General features: G+C 33.8%; 18 protein-coding genes. 12 read left to right on the top strand and 6 right to left on the bottom strand.

All coding sequences use genetic code 11. The annotated features are described in order from the left end of the window. Positions 1 to 132 precede the first annotated feature (132 nt). Positions 133 to 495: a hypothetical protein gene (locus ABC346_RS15525; protein WP_413235707.1), complete on the bottom strand. Its 363-nt coding sequence runs from the start codon at positions 493 to 495 to the stop codon at positions 133 to 135. Positions 496 to 796: 301 nt separating this feature from the next. Between ABC346_RS15525 and ABC346_RS15520 the strand changes: the two genes are divergently transcribed. The 3 genes from ABC346_RS15520 to ABC346_RS15510 all read left to right on the top strand — a co-directional run bounded on the left by ABC346_RS15520 (position 797) and on the right by ABC346_RS15510 (position 2,586). Next, positions 797 to 1,675 (top strand): polysaccharide deacetylase family protein, encoded by an 879-nt coding sequence (locus tag ABC346_RS15520; protein WP_413235706.1) that lies wholly within the window; start codon positions 797 to 799, stop codon positions 1,673 to 1,675. Between the two features lie 141 nt (positions 1,676 to 1,816). Next, positions 1,817 to 1,933: a GapA-binding peptide SR1P gene (locus tag ABC346_RS15515; protein ID WP_413235705.1), complete on the top strand. Its 117-nt coding sequence runs from the start codon at positions 1,817 to 1,819 to the stop codon at positions 1,931 to 1,933. Positions 1,934 to 2,319: 386 nt separating this feature from the next. Beyond that, the gene (locus ABC346_RS15510) at positions 2,320 to 2,586 is read left to right on the top strand and encodes a UPF0223 family protein (RefSeq protein ID WP_413235704.1); all 267 of its coding nucleotides are present in this window, start codon (positions 2,320 to 2,322) and stop codon (positions 2,584 to 2,586) included. Positions 2,587 to 2,643: 57 nt separating this feature from the next. On the opposite strand, the gene ABC346_RS15505 is transcribed toward ABC346_RS15510, so the two are convergent. Then, on the bottom strand, positions 2,644 to 3,261 hold the full coding sequence (locus tag ABC346_RS15505; RefSeq protein ID WP_413235703.1) for a YktB family protein: 618 nt from the start codon (positions 3,259 to 3,261) through the stop codon (positions 2,644 to 2,646). A 247-nt stretch (positions 3,262 to 3,508) separates the two neighbouring features. Here ABC346_RS15505 and ABC346_RS15500 point away from each other — a divergent pair, with 247 nt between their 5' ends. Continuing rightward, a complete protein-coding gene (locus tag ABC346_RS15500) occupies positions 3,509 to 3,709 on the top strand; it encodes a hypothetical protein (protein WP_413235702.1) in 201 nt (66 codons plus the stop codon). A gap of 112 nt (positions 3,710 to 3,821) precedes the next feature. Next, entirely contained in the window at positions 3,822 to 4,628 is an 807-nt protein-coding gene (locus ABC346_RS15495) for an inositol monophosphatase family protein (RefSeq protein ID WP_413235701.1), read from the top strand. Between the two features lie 5 nt (positions 4,629 to 4,633). Here ABC346_RS15495 and ABC346_RS15490 read toward each other — a convergent pair whose 3' ends face one another. Further along, positions 4,634 to 4,804, bottom strand: coding sequence for a hypothetical protein (locus ABC346_RS15490; RefSeq protein ID WP_413235700.1), 171 nt, complete (start codon positions 4,802 to 4,804; stop codon positions 4,634 to 4,636). Positions 4,805 to 4,955: 151 nt separating this feature from the next. On the opposite strand from ABC346_RS15490, the gene ABC346_RS15485 reads away from it, so the two are divergent. Next, positions 4,956 to 5,243, top strand: a complete 288-nt coding sequence (locus ABC346_RS15485; RefSeq protein ID WP_413235699.1) for a YlaH-like family protein — start codon at positions 4,956 to 4,958, stop codon at positions 5,241 to 5,243. A gap of 91 nt (positions 5,244 to 5,334) precedes the next feature. On the opposite strand, the gene ABC346_RS15480 is transcribed toward ABC346_RS15485, so the two are convergent. Continuing rightward, positions 5,335 to 5,538: a YlaI family protein gene (locus ABC346_RS15480; RefSeq protein ID WP_413235698.1), complete on the bottom strand. Its 204-nt coding sequence runs from the start codon at positions 5,536 to 5,538 to the stop codon at positions 5,335 to 5,337. A 274-nt stretch (positions 5,539 to 5,812) separates the two neighbouring features. Here ABC346_RS15480 and ABC346_RS15475 point away from each other — a divergent pair, with 274 nt between their 5' ends. After that, positions 5,813 to 6,100 (top strand): hypothetical protein, encoded by a 288-nt coding sequence (locus ABC346_RS15475; RefSeq protein ID WP_413235697.1) that lies wholly within the window; start codon positions 5,813 to 5,815, stop codon positions 6,098 to 6,100. A 60-nt stretch (positions 6,101 to 6,160) separates the two neighbouring features. Here the strand turns inward: ABC346_RS15475 and ABC346_RS15470 are convergent, their stop codons facing one another. After that, entirely contained in the window at positions 6,161 to 6,610 is a 450-nt protein-coding gene (locus ABC346_RS15470; protein ID WP_413235696.1) for a hypothetical protein, read from the bottom strand. 164 nt (positions 6,611 to 6,774) lie between these two features. Between ABC346_RS15470 and ABC346_RS15465 the strand changes: the two genes are divergently transcribed. The 3 genes from ABC346_RS15465 (at position 6,775) to pyc (ending at position 11,868) form a co-directional block, all read left to right on the top strand. Continuing rightward, entirely contained in the window at positions 6,775 to 7,056 is a 282-nt protein-coding gene (locus tag ABC346_RS15465) for an Fpa/YlaN family protein (protein ID WP_413235695.1), read from the top strand. Between the two features lie 187 nt (positions 7,057 to 7,243). Next, entirely contained in the window at positions 7,244 to 8,437 is a 1,194-nt protein-coding gene (gene ftsW / locus ABC346_RS15460; RefSeq protein ID WP_413235694.1) for a putative lipid II flippase FtsW, read from the top strand. Then, positions 8,425 to 11,868, top strand: a complete 3,444-nt coding sequence (gene pyc / locus ABC346_RS15455; protein WP_413235693.1) for a pyruvate carboxylase — start codon at positions 8,425 to 8,427, stop codon at positions 11,866 to 11,868. The genes ftsW and pyc overlap by 13 nt, the downstream gene beginning before the upstream one ends. Before the next feature lie 71 nt (positions 11,869 to 11,939). On the opposite strand, the gene ABC346_RS15450 is transcribed toward pyc, so the two are convergent. Further along, positions 11,940 to 12,860: a COX15/CtaA family protein gene (locus ABC346_RS15450; RefSeq protein ID WP_413235692.1), complete on the bottom strand. Its 921-nt coding sequence runs from the start codon at positions 12,858 to 12,860 to the stop codon at positions 11,940 to 11,942. A 467-nt stretch (positions 12,861 to 13,327) separates the two neighbouring features. Here ABC346_RS15450 and cyoE point away from each other — a divergent pair, with 467 nt between their 5' ends. Both cyoE and coxB read left to right on the top strand, forming a co-directional pair. After that, positions 13,328 to 14,263, top strand: a complete 936-nt coding sequence (cyoE, locus tag ABC346_RS15445) for a heme o synthase (RefSeq protein ID WP_413235691.1) — start codon at positions 13,328 to 13,330, stop codon at positions 14,261 to 14,263. A gap of 72 nt (positions 14,264 to 14,335) precedes the next feature. After that, positions 14,336 to 15,388, top strand: a complete 1,053-nt coding sequence (gene coxB, locus ABC346_RS15440) for a cytochrome c oxidase subunit II (RefSeq protein ID WP_413235690.1) — start codon at positions 14,336 to 14,338, stop codon at positions 15,386 to 15,388. The last annotated feature ends 37 nt before the right edge of the window (positions 15,389 to 15,425 follow it).

Raw genomic sequence — 15,425 nt, 5'->3', positions numbered from 1 at the left:
ATTTTTACTTGGCAGTTTTTTTCTAGGCTTTAAATAATTGTTAGGGTAAGGGGAAAATTTAATTAATAAAAAACACGCAATCTCCTATTTTTGTTTCATCCCCAACATTTGACTTAGAACCTTTTTCTTAATCTATAGTAACGTTTCAATTTCTTGAACGACCTCTTCTTTTGTAATATCTCCATTTAACTTATTTTTTATTTTCCCATCTTCTAATATATACATGCTGCTTTCTGCTTCCGTATGTTCTATGTTGTATTGTTCTAAATCATTATTTTTCGTTAGATTTTCGGCTGAAAAAGCATATGGATGTTTTGCTTTTAATTCAAAGATAGCATCTAAATAAATATCAGTGTCTTTTTTTGACTGTATATAAAGAACTTCATGATTAGTTAAATCGATAGAAATGACGTCATATGGACTTGATTCTTTTTGACAAGCAGTAAGCAAAGTAACGATTATAATGAAGACAATAAAGATAGAATATTTTTTCATGCTTATTCACGCCTCTCGTAATTGTGCCTAATTATGAGTTTATCAAAGAAATTTAAGTAAAAAGTCGCTGTTAATAAATAGTAAAATAATTGATATCGCTAGAACACAATACTACAATTTATTGTTAACTTGTAAACATAATGTCAAATAGAATCGAATAAGAAATAACTATGTATTAAAGTGGATTGCAAGATTTTACTCGTTCATTACTTGAATTAGTATTACTCGATTGATGGGTGTAACTTATTAGCTTATAATGAAACTAGTAATCTACTAAAATTCATCTTGGAGGTTCTACATAATGAAACAATCACGCATGAGTACTTATCTATACATGATATTGGTTTTATGTATTTTATTGATAGCATGTAGTAATGATTCAGAATCTGTCGGCAAAGGAAAATCTAATGAGGAAAGCGAAACGAATGAAAATGCCAATGCACAAAACAAGGACCAATCAGAGGAAAAAGATGAGCAAGATCAAACGGATGAACAGAAACAAGATGGATTAGAGAAACAGGAACCGGAATACTACATATCTGAAGAAACTGCAACTGTATTACCACTGGACGATGCAAATGAAAAAATAGTCCTTCTAACAATTGATGATGTTCCTGATGCTCATGCCGTGGAGATGGCTCATACGTTAAAAGACTTAGGAGTAGGAGCTATTTTTTTTGCTAATGGGCATTTTATAAATGATGATGAAGGCGCAGACAAACTAAAAGAAATTCATGATATGGGATTTTTAATTGGAAACCATACAAATACGCATCCCGTACTTCCAGAACTTACAGAAAAGGAACAAACCGATGAAATTGTTTCTGTGAGTGATCGTATTGAAGAAATAATAGGGGAACGCCCAAAATTTTTTCGAGCTCCACATGGTATGAATTCAGACCATTCAAAAGCTGTTGCTAAAGAAGAAAATATGACTATCATGAATTGGACTTATGGCTATGATTATTTTGACGCGTATACGGAACCTCAGGCTTTGGCTGAAGCGATGATCACAGGTGAAGGACCTGAAGCAGGAGTAGATTATTCTTTATTAAAGCCAGGAGCTAATTTGTTAATGCATGATCGTAACTGGACGAATGAAGCATTAAAGGATATAGTGGAAGGATTACAAAATCAAGGATATGAGATAGTAGATCCACATTTAATAGAAACTTCATAGTATGATGAAGAGTTTATTGGTTTTGATAACTAATAAACTCTTTTTTTGTTTTATTATGTCATACTAATATATATTGACAGAATAAATGTGACATAATATAATTTAATTAGGAAGACATAAACTGTAAAAGGAGATGGCTTCATGGGTACAATAATATGTCAGGATTGTCAACATGTTATCGAACACTTTGAAGGGGAGAAGGTAACGACCTTGTATAGTACTTGTCCAACCTGTTCTTCAAAAAAACAATCGAAATAATATATATTTTCTTCAACCAATGGGAAAAAACGAACAATATCTGATTATTGTTCTTTTTTTTATTCCGTATTTAACGAGCAGTACACCCGCGCTTCAAGACAAAGAGACTTAACGAAAATAGGTAAGTAGGGGATAAACTAAACGTAAATGTCCGATACTGATCAAGGCTTTTAGTTCATCCCTTGAGCTACTAACATTCATAGTGAAAGGGAACGAAAAACCCACTGAATGTTAGTTTTACTATATGAATTCTACTTACGCATATAGCTTATTTCATAAAATTTTAAAGCAATAGCTTCAAAGTTTTTTTCATGATACGATAAGTTTATGTTCCAATAGAATGTAAATACTATTATAAATAGTATGTAGTAAAGAGGTGTGACAACATGAATTATCAATACCCCATGGATGAAACATGGTCAACGGAAGAAATAATCGATGTAGTGAACTTTTTTTCATTAATTGAAAAGGCTTATGAAAAACGAGTGAATCGTGAAGAAGTATTAGCATTGTATAGAAGGTTTAAACAAATTGTTCCTTCTAAGAGCGAGGAGAAAAAATTATTTTCTCAATTTCAAGAGGCATCAGGTTATTCAAGCTATCAGGTCGTAAAGCAAGCGAGAGAAACTAATGAATCAAGTATACGGATGTAAATTACAAAAACACCAGCATATATACGGCTGGTGTTTTTGTAATGCACAATTATAATTTTATTCATCTCTAGAATCTATAGCTAATTGATATAAAGGTAATAGATGATCGAATACATCCATTGTTAATTGATAAAGTTCGTCACCGTTGGAAAGGACAGGATCGCCTTTTTTAATATGTTTTCCAATTAAAAACTCTGCTTTTTTCACATCTCGGAATCTTTCAAGATGACTTTTATTTAATTCAGTTAATGGGATAGCGTCTTTTTTTGTGTGATCAAGAGAAGCGACAAAAGATGTCGGAAGTTTCTTTATTTCATCAAACTGATCAATGAAAGCACTAGCTATTTTAGATTTGTTCGGTAATTCGTATATTAGCGCTAACCAAATAAATACATGATCATCAAATATTCCTAATTGAAAGTGGGGATGTTTTTTGTATCCTCGCTTATTATCAGCTATTGCTAGCCAAGTATCATTTGGTGGGTTTACCGTACGACGTGCATGTTTTGCAATATGTAAGAATAACTCATTGTTCGTTTTTTTAGAGAGATCCTCAGAAAGTGATTCTCCTATTTGTTGAAACTTTGGTTGTATTCTTGTTTGAATTGCTTCCATGCGTTCATCGAGGCCATTTATATTGAATGTTTCAAAATCATTGTTTGTAAAGCCATTCATCAGTAAATATTCATCCTTTCATACGTCTAGATTATAATAATTATTATTAAGTAAATGGGAGAATAAGTCAAGTAATGTAGTTTTATTAGGTTTGGTGGAGGTTATTACAGGGAATAGAAACCTAAATATTTTCATTATTTTTGTTATTATGAAGAACAAATAATTGCTATACTCATAAAATAAAACAAATAAGTGACAGGCGTATCATAAGATATGCCATTAGCTAAATTAGCTAAGGAGTGAGGGAATGAAGTACGTGATGGATGCTCTGAGGAGAAAAGAGGCCGAGGAAAAATTACCTGTCATTCGATTGGAAATAGATTATGAATTAGCTACTTTGTTTGAAGCACTGCAAAAGAATGATACAGTACTTATTATAAAAACAAAGGAACGTTTAAAACAGTTAAGAAAACAATGGTTAGATATTGAAAATGGAAATGATATCTAAAAGTAGACCCTAGTATGAATTGAGAAAACATTTTTGATGCGTATTAGGGTCACTATGTTCATGTTGGATATACTTTGATACAATATTTTTAAGTACTGTTTGGAGGGATTATATGGATATACGTCAAAGGGAGACAGTGTATCAACATGCTAAAGCATGGGTATATGAAGCTGGAAAGATAATAAAAGAACAAATGAATAACCCACTTAATATCGAAACAAAATCAGATGCAAATGATTTAGTTACAATTCTAGATAAACAAACAGAAAAGTATTTTGTTGAAAAAATTAAAGATGAATATCCAGATCATCGAATAATTGGGGAAGAAGGTTACGGGGACCAACTGACAGAATTGGATGGAACGATTTGGGTAATTGATCCAATTGATGGTACGATGAATTTTGTTCATCAAAAAAAATTCTTTGCGATATCCGTCGGTATTTTACATAATGGTGTTGGTGAAATTGGACTAATTTATGATGTGATGAATGATACATTGTATCATGTGAAAAAAGGAGAAGGGGCTTATAGGAATAATGAACTATTACCACCACTATCAATGAACAAACGTTTGAATGAAGCGATTATTGGTATGAATTATTTTTGGTTATGTGAAAACCGTTTTGTTGATTATCGCGTTATGCAAGGATTTATTCGTACAATTCGTGGTGCAAGAACATATGGATCTGCTGCTTTAGAATTAGCATACATAGCTGAAGGAACGCTTGATGGCTATTTATCAATGAGGTTATCTCCATGGGATGTTGCTGCTGGTATTATTTTGTTACAAGAAGTTGGTGGCATTGTTGGGAATATTGATGGGAAGAACTGGGATCCATTACAGAAATCATCTATCATTGCCAGTAATCCAGTGTTGCATGATGAAATTATACAGATATTAAAAAAAGGGAGAAAGTGATAAAATCACTGTTTCCCTTTTTTTCTTGCCATGACGACTCCAAAAATGCCAAAACCAATAAGAATAAATAATAGAATGAACCATATATTACGAAATGCAATAGATAAACCAACTAGAATAAACATTAAGACTACTAAGAACGCAAGTAATAACATTGGTAAATTAATATTTCTCATGTTGACAACCCCTTCTTTATCTCCCTACATTAGTATATCGAAAATTGTATAATACTTCAAAAATCAGACATATAAAAATATATATTTATATGGTATCCTCGATTTAGATTTAGTATGATAAGTATAGTGTTAGGAAGAGGGTGGGAAGAGTATGAGTTTTATGCATGAGTTTATCCTTGATACGTTTGGTGTAGAAAATATTTTTTGGATTTTTTATGTAATTAATTTAGTCTTATCAGCCATAGCGTACAAATTAGGATTTGCAAAAAAGTTACCAATGGCAAAGAATATTATAGTATACATATTATTAATGATTGGCGTATTCGTATTAACGATTTTCTCTACCGTTATGCGGATGCCTACAGTAGAATGTTTGGTAGTAATTATAATGGTACTAGGTATATATCGTCTTCGGTTACATAATGAAAGAAAAGAATAATTTTAAAAAGCGATGAAGAATAATTAATTACTGACAATTATTCTTCATCGCTTTTTTTGTATATAAATCACTCTATGATGAGTTGAATTTACTATAAGAAGTCATCTACTTTTTTAGTTTCTTTATACAATTTAAACTTTCCTGTAGATAGACGTTTCTTTGTGTTCTTTTCAATTCGGTCATAGCAAGGCTTACAAAGGTGCATATTTTTTCTTCGATTTCGAAGTCGTTTGGCTTGTAATGAATAATGTTCAATTTCTTCAACTTTGTCACAGATGCTGCACTTTACCTGCATATTTTCACCTCTATTTGGGAAAAATTATATTAAATTAGTATAAATAATAGTATAACATACAACCATTTGATGAGAAGTAAACTACCTCTTTTATCCCACATGTAACGGGAAGTAATCCCCGTATTGCAAGACCATGAGGTTTAAGCTAAAGGGGATACACTGTCTGCTTAAGGGCGAGCCTTAGTTTATGCCATTATGTTTAATCACAAGATTTAAGGGGTATTAATTTAAATAAGTTATTAGAAAACCGTAAAATTGATGAAGGGGTGATTTTATGAAAAAACGTTATGTGGTATCTGCAGTTGGTGCAGTTGGAGCTGGTATTGCTAGTTATTATTTAATGGATAGCAATAGCCGTTATAAGCTTAAAAAAATGGCGAAAAGTTCTGCGAAAAAAGTGAATAGAGTATTTGAAAATGCTGGAGTACCTGATCAATCGGATGAACAAGAATTGGACCAGTTAGAAAATGCAAAAATGGTATCTGAAGGTTCTCAATTCGGAGTACAATATTATAATGAAAAGAAAAATGAAAATACCTCGGAACAACAACAAAATTTATAATTAAAAAAGAAGGGGTTGGGACTATTGTATGGATATCCCAACTTCTTCTTTTATTAATACTTAAGCAATAACTATTTCTTTTATATTTTTAATTGGATTATCTTGATTGGAACCATCTCCATAATAGAAGTGAACGGGACCATCTTCTTTTAATGGTTTACCATTTTTAGAAAATAAGAAGTATCCATTAAGTAAATTTTCAACAGAAATAGTTTCAAAAGAATCTTCAGTTCCAGTTATTAATTTTACAGTTGTTGCTTCACGGGTGGGTTCTGCGTTACTAATAAAATCATATAAAGGCATTATATAACTGTTTTTTAAAAATTCTTCTCCCTCCATCTTAGAGATACTTCTATTAACTGGAGGTTTTTGAAAACCAGAATATTCATCTTGTTTATTCTTTTCAATTTTAAAAGCTTCTTCTAATTTAATTTTACGATCATCAAAGATCCATACCGTTGGATCCAATGTTATTGGGTAGTGAACATTCCCTTTTATCATAACTATCATATTAAATATTTCCCCCTATCTAGGTATTCCCATTTAAGAATAGCAGACATCGCTTTCATTTTCATCTATTTGAATTGTAAGTTTTTTTTGCTTTTATTTGCATTTTCTGGTTGCTAGCGATAATATAATATAAAGAAAGTCTTTTTGTGGAGGGGATTTAATTGATGCCTGATTTAATGATAGACCATCGTGAAAAAGCCCACGCCCTTCTTAAGGCTGATGCTGATAAAATTTTACGACTTATTGAAGTTCAGATAGAAAACTTAACCATGCCACAATGTCCTGTTTACGAGGATGTACTTGATACGCAAATGTATGGCTTATCACGTGAAATTGACTTTGCAGTGCGTCTTGAATTAATCAGTGAAGTAGAGGGAAAGGCGTTACTTGAAAACTTGGAGAAGAAGCTCAACATTCTACATGAGGCTTCACAAAATACATTGTGAGCGAGGTTCATGTATTGGCGTAACGGTACAAAAGCAAAAACTTTGCCAGCATAAACGGCAAGGTTTTTTTGTTTACATATTTGGGTATTTATTAAAAAGATAAAAAAGAGAATTAAATATAACACACTAATTAATAAAAGTGTTATACTAATATCAATCTCTTAATCTATTATAGGGAGAAGCAATGATGCTAGATAAAATAAAAGATTATGATTACACACTTATGATTACACCTTTGTTACTAACAGGGTTTGGTATGGTTATGGTATATAGCGCAAGCATGGTGGTCGCTGTTGTAGATGGGAATGCAAGTAACTATTATCTCATTCGCCAGTTAATATTTTTCGCGATATCATTTATCGCATTTGCAGCATGTTGTTTTTTACCATATCAAATATATCAACGATTGATGAAGGTAGTTATTTTATCATGTATAGTGTTATTAATTAGTGTATTGTTTTTTGGAAATGCTGCAAATAATGCAAGGTCTTGGTTTGCGATTGGCCCTTTAAGTATGCAACCTGCAGAATTTGCAAAGCTAGGGTTAATTATATATTTAGCAGCTATTTATTCCAAAAAACAATCCTATTTAAATGAATTTAAGAAAGGAGTACTCCCTCCGCTTATATTAACCATTATTTTATTAGGGTTAATTGTATTGCAACCTGATATCGGGACAGCTGCGATTATATTTTTAATGGCATGTTCTGTGATATTCGCATCGGGTATTAAGTGGAAGCATTTGACGATACTCGTTTTAATTGGAATTGGTCTAGTTATTCTCGCTGCTCCTAATATGATTACAGAAGAAAGATTATCGCGTTTTACAGGAGCTTATCAGCCGTTTGAATCACCAGATTTAAATGGATACCAACTTATTCAATCATATGTAGCGATTGGTGTCGGTGGTCTGACAGGAGAAGGACTTGGACAAAGTGTTCAAAAACTTGGTTTCTTAGATGAAGCACATACCGATTTCATCATGGCAGTCATTGCTGAAGAATTAGGATTCTTAGGAGTTGTAATTGTCATAGGATTGCTCGCAACCATTGTTATACGAGGTTTGTATATAGCGAAAAAATGTAAAGACAGCTTTGGCTCGTTACTAGCTATTGGGATTTCATCGATGGTTGGAATTCAAACATTTATTAATTTAGGAGCTATTAGCGGTATTTTACCGATTACAGGTGTACCGTTACCATTCGTGAGTTATGGAGGATCATCAATGTTAATCATGTTAATTTCGATGGGAATCCTTAATAATATTGCAAAGCAAGTGAATCAACAAGAGCAGGATAGAGAAGAGTTAGCACCGAAGCCTGCAATGCATAATCAAAACTCAACTAATATGTACAGAGGTGGTAAAAGATGGCAGAGTTAAACAAGATTAACAAAGTACTAGTAGCAAACAGAGGGGAAATTGCAATTCGTGTCTTCCGAGCATGTACGGAGTTAAATATACGTACTGTTGCTATTTACTCAAAAGAGGATTCCTCTTCTTTTCATCGATTTAAGGCGGATGAAGCTTATTTAATAGGTGAAGGAAAAAAACCAATTGATGCATACTTAGATATTGAAGGTATTATCGAACTTGCAAAAGAAGTGAATGTTGATGCAATTCATCCAGGCTACGGATTTCTTTCTGAAAATATCCAGTTTGCAAGACGCTGTGAAGAAGAAGGAATCATTTTTATTGGACCAAGTAGTGAACATTTAAGCATGTTTGGTGATAAGGTTAAGGCAAGAGAACAAGCAGTAGCAGCTAACTTACCAATCATACCTGGAAGCGATGGTCCAATTAAATCTTTAGAAGAAGTTCAAGATTTCAGTCAGCAACATGGTTACCCAATTATTATAAAAGCTTCCTTAGGCGGTGGCGGACGTGGAATGCGTGTAGTGAAAAATGCTAATGAGCTAGAGAGTGCCTACGATCGTGCAAAATCAGAAGCTAAAGCCGCTTTTGGAAATGATGAAATCTATGTAGAGAAGTTAATCGAAAATCCCAAACATATTGAAGTCCAAATATTGGGAGATAACGCAGGTAACATTGTTCATCTATATGAAAGAGACTGTTCTGTTCAACGTCGTCACCAAAAATTGATTGAAATAGCACCGAGTTTATCATTGGAAGATAAATTGAGGGAAGATATTTGCCAGGCAGCTGTAAACTTGATGAAAAATGTAGATTACTTGAATGCTGGGACGGTTGAATTTCTTGTTACAGATGATGAATTCTATTTTATCGAGGTTAACCCACGCGTACAGGTAGAACACACTATTACAGAGATGATTACTGGTATTGATATTGTACAATCTCAAATTAAAATAGCTGATGGATCCCAACTACATGATAAAACAGTCGGGATTCCAACACAAGAACACATAAGTACTCAGGGCTATGCGATTCAATCAAGGGTAACAACGGAAGATCCATTAAATGATTTTATGCCAGATGCAGGTAAAATTAATGCGTATCGTACTGGTGGTGGTTTTGGAGTACGCCTCGATGCAGGTAATGGTTATCAAGGTGCAATTATTTCTCCTCACTATGATTCCTTATTAGTGAAAGTATCTACGTGGGCATTAACATTTGAACAAGCCGCAATAAAAATGGTCAGAAACTTAAAAGAATTTCGTATTAGAGGAATAAAAACGAATATTCCATTTCTAGAAAATGTGATGGTACATCAAAAGTTCCTATCTGGTGAATATGATACAACCTTTATTGATAAAACACCGGAACTATTTATATTCCCGAAAAGAAAAGACCGTGGAACAAAAATGCTTACGTATATCGCAAACACTACATTAAACGGTGGAGAAGGTATATCTAATATTGAGAAACCGGACTTTAGACCGTTAGATATACCATCTACCAATCATATTGAGTCAACACCGCCTGGTACAAAACAAATATTGGATGAGCTTGGACCAGAGGGTGTAGCAAAATGGATGAAAGAACAGAAAGAAGTATTATTAACGGACACAACCTTCAGAGATGCACATCAATCCTTATTTGCGACACGTGTTCGCACGAATGATTTGCTTCACATTGCAGAACCAACAGCTAAACTGCTGCCAAACCTTTTCTCTGTTGAAATGTGGGGCGGAGCAACATACGATGTAGCATATCGTTTTCTTAAAGAAGATCCTTGGACTAGACTGTTGAAATTACGTGAAGAAATGCCTAACGTTCTATTCCAAATGTTATTACGTGCAAGTAATGCAGTTGGGTATAAAAACTATCCAGATAATTTGATTGAAGAATTTGTGGAGAAAAGTAGTGAAGCTGGCATTGATGTATTCCGCATCTTTGATAGCCTAAACTGGGTAGAAGGAATGAAATTGACAATTGATGCGGTACGAAATTCAAATAAAATTGCTGAAGCTGCTATTTGTTATACAGGTGACATATTAGATACTGGTAGAAGTAAGTATGATGTATCTTACTATCAGATGATGGCAAAAGAATTAGAAGCTGCAGGTGCACATATTTTAGGAATTAAAGATATGGCAGGTTTATTAAAACCAGAGGCCGCTTATCAATTGATTCATAAATTAAAAGAGACCATTGATATACCAATTCATTTGCATACGCATGATACGAGTGGAAATGGTGTGTTCACCTACGCTCGCGCTATTGAAGCTGGTGTAGATGCAGTAGATGTGGCAGTAGGTTCAATGGCGGGTATGACTTCTCAGCCGAGTGCACAGACACTCTATCATGCATTAGAAGGAACGCCATTCCAACCAGATATTAATATCGAGAATTATGAACGTATAGGTCATTATTGGGAAGGAATTCGTGATTACTACCAAGAGTTTGAAAGTGGTATGAAGGCACCTCATACCGAGATTTATCATCATGAAATGCCTGGAGGACAATATAGTAACCTCCAACAACAAGCAAAAGCAGTTGGATTAGGTCATCGTTGGAACGAAGTCAAAACCATGTTCCGTACGGTAAATGATATGTTTGGTGATATAGTTAAAGTAACACCGTCATCTAAAGTTATCGGTGATATGACATTATTTATGGTACAAAATGATTTAACAGAAGAAGAAATCTATGAAAAAGGTGAATCTATTGATTTTCCAGATTCAGTAATAGAATTTGCCCAAGGGTACATTGGACAGCCTTATCAAGGGTTCCCAGAGAAACTTCAAAAAGTTATCTTAAAAGATAAAACACCAATAACTGTTCGTCCTGGTGAGTTATTAGAGCCAATAGACTTTAAGTTAACAAGAGATGAATTGTATGAAAAATTAAACCGTCCGGTTACTAGCTTTGATTTAATTTCCTATGCATTGTATCCAAAAGTGTTTATGGATTATCAAGCATTTACAGAAACATATGGTGATATTTCTGTACTTGATACACCAACATTCTTCTATGGTATGAAATTAGGAGAAGTAATTGAAGTTGAGATTGAAAAAGGGAAGACGCTTATCGTTAAATTGGTTTCTATATCAGAGCCAAAAGAAGATGGTACACGCGTGGTATACTTCGATCTGAATGGTCAGTCAAGAGAAATAACTATAAAGGATGAGAGCATAGAATCCTTAGTTGCTGTCAAACCACAAGTAGATAAAAATAATAAAAATCACTTAGGAGCAACTATGCCAGGTACCGTTTTAGAGTTAAATTGTAGTAAAGGTGATAAAGTCGAAAAAGGCCAACACTTGATGACAAATGAAGCGATGAAAATGGAAACTTCAGTTCAAGCACCATTTGATGGCGTGATAAAAGAGATTTATGTATCAAATGGCGATACCATTGCGGTTAATGATTTATTAATAGAATTTGAATAGTAACAAAATAAAAGCTTGAAGTGAAAATTATTTTTCACTTCAAGCTTTTTAGATGTGAAAACTATTATAGTTCATTTGTGATTCTCTCTGCGTTTTGTGCGGAATGAGAGATGCATAAAAAATGATAACATTCCGAAATAGCAAGTAATAAATAATGCATGAAATAATGCAATAGCTAAGTTAAGTGATGTAAAGATTATTAGCGCACCGAATATGACTTGTAAAGTTATAAGTCCTAAAGTAATCCACCAACTCCAATAGAATACTTTACTATTTTTATAGTATTTCACCATACGTATAGTTAAGATGATTGTCCATATGAAAAGCAATCCAGCTGCTAGACGGTGCCCCATTTGTACCCATTGATAAAAATTGTAATCTGAAATACCAAATGAACTATTATTGACACACAATGGCCAGTCACGACATGCTAAATTCGAATCTGTATGTCTTACTAATGCGCCAGAGTAAACGACACACATTGTATAAAAAGAGAGTGCATAAATTTCAGTTCGGTGCTTTTTCTTAATATGTATATCTTCTGTATGCAATTTCTTATCTATTTCGAATAATTGTAGCATTAATAAAAAAACTGCTGCAAAACAGACTAATGAAATTCCAAAGTGAGTTGCTAATGCAAAATCAGATTGTCCCCAAACAACAGCTGCTGCTCCGATTAAGGCTTGAAGAATCATTAATGAGAGAGCAGAAAATGCTAAAAACACGACCTCTTTATTATGACGAAGTTCTTTCCACACAAGGTAAGTTAAATAAACAATTAATAGTCCTACAACACCAGTAACTCCTCGATGACTTAATTCTATAAACATCTCAAATGAGATTTCAGTCGGTAGAAATTGCCCTTCGCATAGCGGCCAACTATTTCCACAGCCATCAGCAGATCCGGTTTTGGTTACTAGAGCACCACCTAGTAATAGCGGAATCATACAGATCGTGGATATAACGGATAGAATTTTTAATTTTTTTGTCATAGAAGTAGCCTCGCTTTAAATTTGTCTATCTATAAACATGATAATCGTAAAGAGATAGCGATTGCAATGAAATAGTTATGAACAAAATATGAACACTTTTGTTGGACAGACAAATTTAATACTATCATGTTTTTAATTTGTTTACATTAGAGTTTTCAAAAAAGACTTGCATATTTTAAATTTGTTTGCTAGAAATAGAGTAGGGAATAGCATGTGTAAAACCATGCCATAACATAGCATCGACAAATTATGACGGATGGTACATAATAACGGGTACGTTCGGATTGTTTCACATTTTTGTCACATATTAATGTTCAATATGTTGTAAAATATTACATGGAAGTTCATTAGATTGTACGGATTATACGTGATACAATGAAAATGTAAGCAGAATAGGATAGAATAATAAATAAAATCTTATTCTGATTATTATTATGTCTTCTTACTGAACGTGAAGGGGGGATACAATGAATAAAGTAGAAATGACCTATTCTGAGTTAATAGGTAATACCTCCATCTCTAATAAACAAAAAGTAACCATGTTTATTTCAGAGGTGAAGGCATTAATAAAAATTGGGATTGTAAACTCAAACCTAATTACAACGATAGCAGGTTTTTTATTAGCTATATCGTTTACGAGTTCCTCCTTTATAAGTAATTGGGGCACATTTCTCCTTACAATTATAGGTAGTGCATTAGTAATTGCAGGAGGTTGTATCGTTAATAATTGGTACGATGTTGATATTGATCCAAAAATGTCGAGGACGAAAAATAGACCGACAGTAACGGGATTCTTTTCTCTGAAAACGGTTCTTGCGATTGGTTTAGTAACAACAGCAATTGGACTAATATTGTTAATGTTTACAACATGGTATGCGACATTATTTGCTTTTATTGGATGGTTTGGCTATGTCGTACTATATACAATGTGGTCAAAAAGACGATATACGCTAAATACTGTTATAGGGAGCCTTTCAGGTGCGATGCCCCCATTAATTGGTTGGGCTGCAATTAGTCCTTCTTTTCACGTGGTACCGTTTGTTATGTTCTTAATTATGTTTATATGGCAAACTCCACACTTCTTAGCGTTAGCAATGAAGAAACGTGATGAATATGAAGCGGCTGGAATACCAATGCTACCAGTAGTAAGAGGAATGGCAGTTACAAAAAGACAGATCATTGTCTATATAGCTTGTCTACTTCCATTACCATTCTTTTTATTACCAACAATGGGTATAACATTTGCAGTAATTGCAACTCTCTTAAATCTTGGATGGTTGGCAATAGCCTTTACCGGACTATTTGTTGATGAAGATAAGAAATGGGCAAATACAATATTTATCTTCTCGCTGAATTATTTAATAATATTATTTCCGTTAATGATTATCGTTACCTATATTTAGCTAATGTTATGTTATTCCTTAAAAATAAACATATAAAAAGGAAACAACAAGAAGAAAGAGAGGTATTCTTACATGAAAGGTTGGATGGGAAAAATGAAAGTTTTCTTCCTTATCTCAGCCATCGCTTTGTTGATGGCTGGGTGTGGAAGAGAAAATCTAACTGCACTTGATCCGAAAGGCTATGGGGCAGATCGTGCTATGGATTTAATCTTGCTAACAACTTTTATCATGATTGGTGTTTTTGCTGTTGTATTGGCAATCTATGTCATTACACTAGTTCGTTTCCGCAAGAAAAAGGGCCAGGAAGATTATATTCCTGAACAAGTAGAAGGAAACCATAAACTAGAAGCAATTTGGACTATTATTCCGATCATTTTAGTATTAGTTATTGCAGTTCCTACAGTGATGGGAACGTTTGATTTAGCAGATGATTCCAATGCAGACGAACATGTTAATATTGAAGTAACAGGAAACCAGTATTGGTGGCATTTTAACTACGAAGGAGAAGAAGTAGTAACGAGTCAGGATTTATACATTCCTACGGGAGAACGTGTGTACTTAAACATGTTATCCTCTGATGTTACGCATTCCTTTTGGATTCCATCTATCTCTGGAAAAATGGATGTTAACCCTGAAAACGTAAACACCATGTTTATAGAAGCACATGAAGAGGGTGTTTATTGGGGTAAATGTGCAGAACTTTGTGGCCCTTCCCACTCATTAATGGACTTTAAAGTAATTGCAGTAAGTCCCGAAGAGTATGAACAATGGATAGCGGATATGCAAAGTGTAGATCCAGAGGAAGTTCCTGAAGATTCTGTAGCTCAAGAAGGTCAAGAACTTTTTGAAGCAAATAATTGCATGAATTGTCATGCGATTGGCTCTTCCCCGGCTGCGATAGGACCTAACCTAACGAATTTTGGAGATCGTTCAACAATTGCAGGTATATTAGAACCTTCAAAAGAACATCTTGTTGAATGGTTAACAGATCCTGAATCGGTCAAACCTGGGAATAAAATGACCGATCAATATCCAGCTCTTAGTGAAGACGAAGCTGAAAGCATTGCAGAATACTTATTACAATTACAGCCTTCAGAAATTACTCCTGAAAGTGCTGGAAATTAAGACTTGGGATGGAAGACATGAAAGGGAGGTATAAGCA

It is taken from the genome of Oceanobacillus phoenicis (genome assembly GCF_047238145.1).
Taxonomy (GTDB): Bacteria; Bacillota; Bacilli; order Bacillales; family Amphibacillaceae; genus Oceanobacillus.
The sequence above is the reverse complement of the archived record's forward strand: the minus strand, read 5'-3'. Positions and strand labels throughout refer to the sequence as shown.